Below are 4,628 nucleotides of genomic sequence, written 5' to 3' on the forward strand. Positions count from 1 at the left end.
CCACTGGTAAAGGGACTGCAATTCTGGATATCGATAGGTGATATCCCGCAATCTCCGATTCTGGAGCCGCACCCGATCCCCTTCCACAAAGGCCAAACAGCGCGTTCCGTCCCACTTGAGCTCAAAGAAATAATCGGGATCCTCAAAAGGAGCAGGAGCCCTTTCCGCTAGCATGGGCCGTAAGGGCCAAAAATCAAAGGGAGAAGACATGGATCACGCGGCCATACGCTCCTCTTTCTTCCTTCGACCTTTTCGGGCCAGGCTCTTCTCCAGGGCTTCCATAAGGTTTATTACCCTGCGTGCTTCCTGAACCGGGGCTTTCTCCACCTCGCCACCGGAAATCTTTCTCTGAATAAGCTCCAGTAGGGCCTGAGCGGAACGGTCCACCCATTCCTCCGGTTTCGGTGAAGCACTATAAAGTTCGACTAGTTCCTCAGCCAGAGTAAGAACCCGGGGATCCAGATGAAGCTGTCCGGGAAGCTGAATAAAATCGGGCGGAATTATTTCCTGAGCATAATGTAAGGTATGAAGCACCAGAATGTGCCGATAGGGACGGATCAGTCCTAGATGTTCCTTCTCTCTCAAGGCAAAGCGGACCAGGGCAGCCTTACCGGTCCTGGCCATGGCCTTCTGAAGTACCACATAGGCCTCTTCCGCTCCCTCTTGAGGAGCCAGGTAATAGGGATGATCCAGATAAAGTACATCTACCTCCTCGAACCTCACAAAAGAAAGGATCTCAATGGTCCGGTTGATCTTAGGAAAAACCGCCTCCAGCTCTTCCTCCTCCAAGGGAATAAATTTGTCTTTTCGTATTCGTAACCACGCACTACCTCCTCCCAAGGGATCTCTCGCCGGCAACTCGGACAGTAACGTTCATACTTAAGGGGGGTATTACAGCTTCGATGCAGAAGGTGAAATTCAAGGGGACGTTTTCTTACGGCGGTATAGAGCTTTACCGGAATGGAAAGAAGAGCTACGGTGAGGGTTCCCTTCCACAGAGCTTTCATATTTCCTACTTAACCTTTTTTTCCAAGGACCTCAACCGCCTCAGGGCAGACAACTTTTGGGATCGAACTCCCGGACGAAGAGGAGAAAATCCTCCGGCGGCAGAGGCGGGGCGCAGAGGAAGCCCTGGATCTCATCCACCCCCAGACCCAGGAGGAAGGCTAACTGGTCCTTGCGTTCCACCCCCTCGGCCACGGCCCTTTTGTTGAGATTATGGGCGAGGGACACGATAGCCATAACCACCTGAGAGTCCTCCACGTTCTGCGGCACCCCTTTTACGAAGGAATAATCTATCTTGAGGCTGTGTACCGGAAAACGTCGCAGATAGGCCAGGGAAGAGTATCCGGTACCGAAATCATCCAGGCTGATGAGAAGCCCCAGATTCTGGATCTCCCGGAGGACTTCCTCCGCTCCGTGGGCCACCAGAAGGTTTTCGGTAATTTCCATTTCCAGTCTTTCCCCAGGAAGACCGGTCTCGGAAAGGGCCTCCCGAATGGCGGAAACCAATCTCGAGGCCTCCTGAAACTGCCGGGCGGAAACGTTGAAGGAGGCCCGGAAGGATGGGTCCAGACGCGCCAAGAAACGGGCCACCTCCTTCACCACCCAGGCTCCAACCTCCACGATCAATCCGGTATCTTCGAGAACGGGGATGAATTCTCCGGGAGGCACGATTCCTCTTTCGGGGTCCTCCCAGCGGAGAAGGGCCTCGAAGGAAACAACCTCCCTCCTGCGCAAATCTATACGGGGCTGAAAGTAAAGAAGAAATTCCTCCCTCTCCAGGGCCTTCTCCAGTTTTCTTACCAGGTCCAGGGTGTGATACACCCTGCGGGTAAGTTCCGGGGAATAGAAGGCCACCCGTCCCGGGCCCTCTTTTCGGGCCTCCTGAAGGGCTATCTCCGCCGCGGCAAACAGGTCCTCCGGACTATCGAATCCCTCCGAAAGGGCCACCCCCATGGAGACGGTGAGTCTTATTTCCCGGTCCTCCAGCCGGTAGGGAGCGGACAGCAGATCCTCCAGATCCTTCAGCCAGGCAAAAGAACGGTCGCTCTGGCGCAGAAGATAGGAGAAAGCGAACTCATCCGGTCCCACCCGGGCCACGGTTCCCCGACTGGGAAGGGTGAATTCCGACAACCTTCGCCCTATCTCCCTCAGGATCTGATCCCCCACCCGGTGGCCCAGACTGGCATTGAGGGTAAAGAAATGGTCTAGGTCCAGCAGGACCAGGGCCAGAGAGAGCCCTTCCTTCTGGGCCACCCCTAGCTCGTGTTCCAGGGCGGAGAGGAGATAGCGCCGGTTGGGCAACCCGGTAAGATCATCGCGAAAGATCACCCGTTCCAGTTCCCGGCTCTTGGTAATGTGCAGATATCCCAGGGAAAGGTCCCGGGCGATTTCCTGAAGGAGAAGGACCTCCTCCTGGGGAAAGGTTCGGGACTTGGCGTCCCCCACCAGGAGTATGGCTTGGGGCCCCTCAAGCTCCAGAGGAAGGGCCAGCAGGGCCCTCGGCTTACCCGGTCCGAGGACGGGGAGGTCTCCCTCGGTTTCCCTTAAAAGAAAAGGGGACCTCTGCGCCAGGGCCCGGGAAAGATACTCGGAGGCCCTAAACTCCGGGGATCGCAGGAAAGAAAGACACTCCGGCGGAGCCTGTTTCGCACAGGAAGCACCCACCAGACGGACCTCCCCTCCTTCCTCCTCCCGCATGAACACCGCCGCCAAATAGAATCCTCCCTGATGTACCAGGATATCGCAGGCCTGCGGAAAGAGCCTTCCCGGATCCTCTCTTTCTTCGAAGATGAGAAGGTTCACCTCCCGCAGCAGGGCATAAATACGATTCAACCTCCGCACCTGCTCATATAGACTCCGCAGGACCCTTTCCCGGTTCAGAAAATGAACCTGAATCAGATAGGCGGAAAGAAGGAAAAAGGCCCGGGTCAGAACCCGTTCTTCCTCCCGGGTCAAGTGCTTGCGCAGATCCTCCCAGAGGATCAGAAGGGCCGCGGGAAACTCCGAGGGATGGATCTTTAGCTCCGAGTGAATCCGTCCCAGACGCCGAATACGGGTACGAATCCGGGCAGAAGTGGGATCCTCAAGATAGGAGACCAGAAATTCCCGGATCCGGCGTTTCAAACGTTTCAGACGAACCGGATCGCGGAAGATCGGGGAGAGGGCCTTCTCGAACCCGGCCTGAATCATTCGGGAATAGAAGTTTTCAAAGATTTCTTCCGGAGCCTCACGAACCTTTCGAGCAATTTTCTTCAAGATTTCTCTTTCTTCCTCTGAAGGATGCAAAAATTCGATCCTTTCCATACCCGGGCCTCCTGCACCGTGATCCTGTTTTTCTTTTAGCTCTTTTTGTTTTAAACTTCTAGGGAATTCTTGACGGAGGATTTCCGGGATGAGAAAGGTCCTCTGGATAGGGCTGCTCGGAATACTGGTGGGTATCAATTTCCTGTTCAGGGAGGTAGGCATGGCCCCAGCCGCTGAAATAAGCAAATGGAAGCTACCCAACGGTCTGGTTACCGTGGTGGAGGAGAACCATCGGGCCCCGGTGGTGGCGGTTCAGGTCTGGGTAAGGGTGGGCAGTGTCTATGAATCGCCCCGGATCGCGGGCATCACGCATCTTATCGAACACATGATCTTCAAGGGTACCGAAAAGAGAGGCCTGGGGGAGATCGCCCGCACCATCGAAGCCCACGGAGGTGAGATCAACGCCTTTACCTCCTATGATTACACCTGTTATTACGTGGTGGGGCCCCGCGAGATCCTGGAAACGGCCCTGGATGTCCTTTCCGATGCGGTCTTCCATTCCACCTTCGATCCCAAGGAACTTCAACGAGAAAAACAGGTGGTTCTCGAGGAGATGCGCATGCGTGAAGACCGCCCCATGATCGTGCTTTCGGAGGCGGTTTTCCAGGAGGCCTACACCCGCTACCCCTATCGTCGCCCGGTTATCGGATCTCCGAAAACGGTGCAGGCCCTTACCCGCAAGGACCTCCTGGACTACGTGCACAAATATTACGCCCCCTCCAACATGGCCCTGGTGATTGTGGGAGACGTGGATCCCAACCGGGTCCGGGATCTGGTGCAAAAGTATTTCGGCTCCGTACCGGACCACCGGGTCCCCTCGGTGCAATTTCCCCGCGAACCCTATGTAGATTCTCCCCGGGCCGTAACCGTAAAACGACCGGTGGAGGAAAATTATTTCGAGATCGTACTCCCGGCCCCTTCTTTGAACCTGGATGACGCCCCGGTGCTGGACGTGATGGCGGCTCTCCTGGGGGAGGGGCATTCCTCCCGCCTGTATCTTCGTCTGAGGCGCCAACTCAATCTGGTTCACACCATCGAGGCCGGGGCCTTTACCCCCAAGGGGCCGGGGCTCTTTGAGATCTTCGGGACCGCCTCCCCGGAAAACCTCCGGGCCGCCATCAAACAGAGCCTGGTGGAACTCTTCCGTCTCAAATACGAAACCGTATCCCCGGAGGAGCTCCAACGGGCCAAGATCCAGGTGCTCTCCGATTTCATTCACAGCCGGGAAACCATGGAGGGTGAGGCCCGGAAACTGGGCACCTTTGAGATGGTCCTGGGAGACCCCGAAGCCGCGGAAAAATACGTGGAAAGGATCCGTC

At 56.2% G+C, this 4,628-nt stretch carries 4 protein-coding genes and 1 pseudogene; 1 reads left to right on the plus strand and 4 read right to left on the minus strand.

Going from position 1 to position 4,628, the window contains the following annotated elements; translation table 11 throughout:
* The 4 genes and pseudogenes from F8J34_RS09765 to F8J34_RS04205 form a co-directional block, all read right to left on the minus strand.
* Positions 1–210, minus strand: a pseudogene (locus tag F8J34_RS09765) (DNA ligase); the annotation flags it as partial.
* A 3-nt stretch (positions 211–213) separates the two neighbouring features.
* Complete coding sequence (locus F8J34_RS04200; protein ID WP_297056755.1) at positions 214–789, minus strand: Ku protein; 576 nt, start codon at positions 787–789, stop codon at positions 214–216.
* Entirely contained in the window at positions 720–1,007 is a 288-nt protein-coding gene (locus tag F8J34_RS09770; RefSeq protein ID WP_363315413.1) for a Ku protein, read from the minus strand. Before F8J34_RS09770 ends, F8J34_RS04200 begins: the two co-directional genes overlap by 70 nt.
* Positions 1,008–1,047: 40 nt before the next feature.
* A complete protein-coding gene (locus F8J34_RS04205; RefSeq protein ID WP_297056756.1) occupies positions 1,048–3,309 on the minus strand; it encodes an EAL domain-containing protein in 2,262 nt (753 codons plus the stop codon).
* A gap of 88 nt (positions 3,310–3,397) precedes the next feature.
* Here F8J34_RS04205 and F8J34_RS04210 point away from each other — a divergent pair.
* Positions 3,398–4,628, plus strand: a 1,231-nt coding sequence (locus F8J34_RS04210) for a pitrilysin family protein (RefSeq protein ID WP_297056757.1), incomplete at its 3' end; no start/stop codon positions are given.

The sequence above is a fragment of the Thermosulfurimonas sp. genome (assembly GCF_015491435.1).
Lineage (GTDB): Bacteria > Desulfobacterota > Thermodesulfobacteria > Thermodesulfobacteriales > Thermodesulfobacteriaceae > Thermosulfurimonas_A.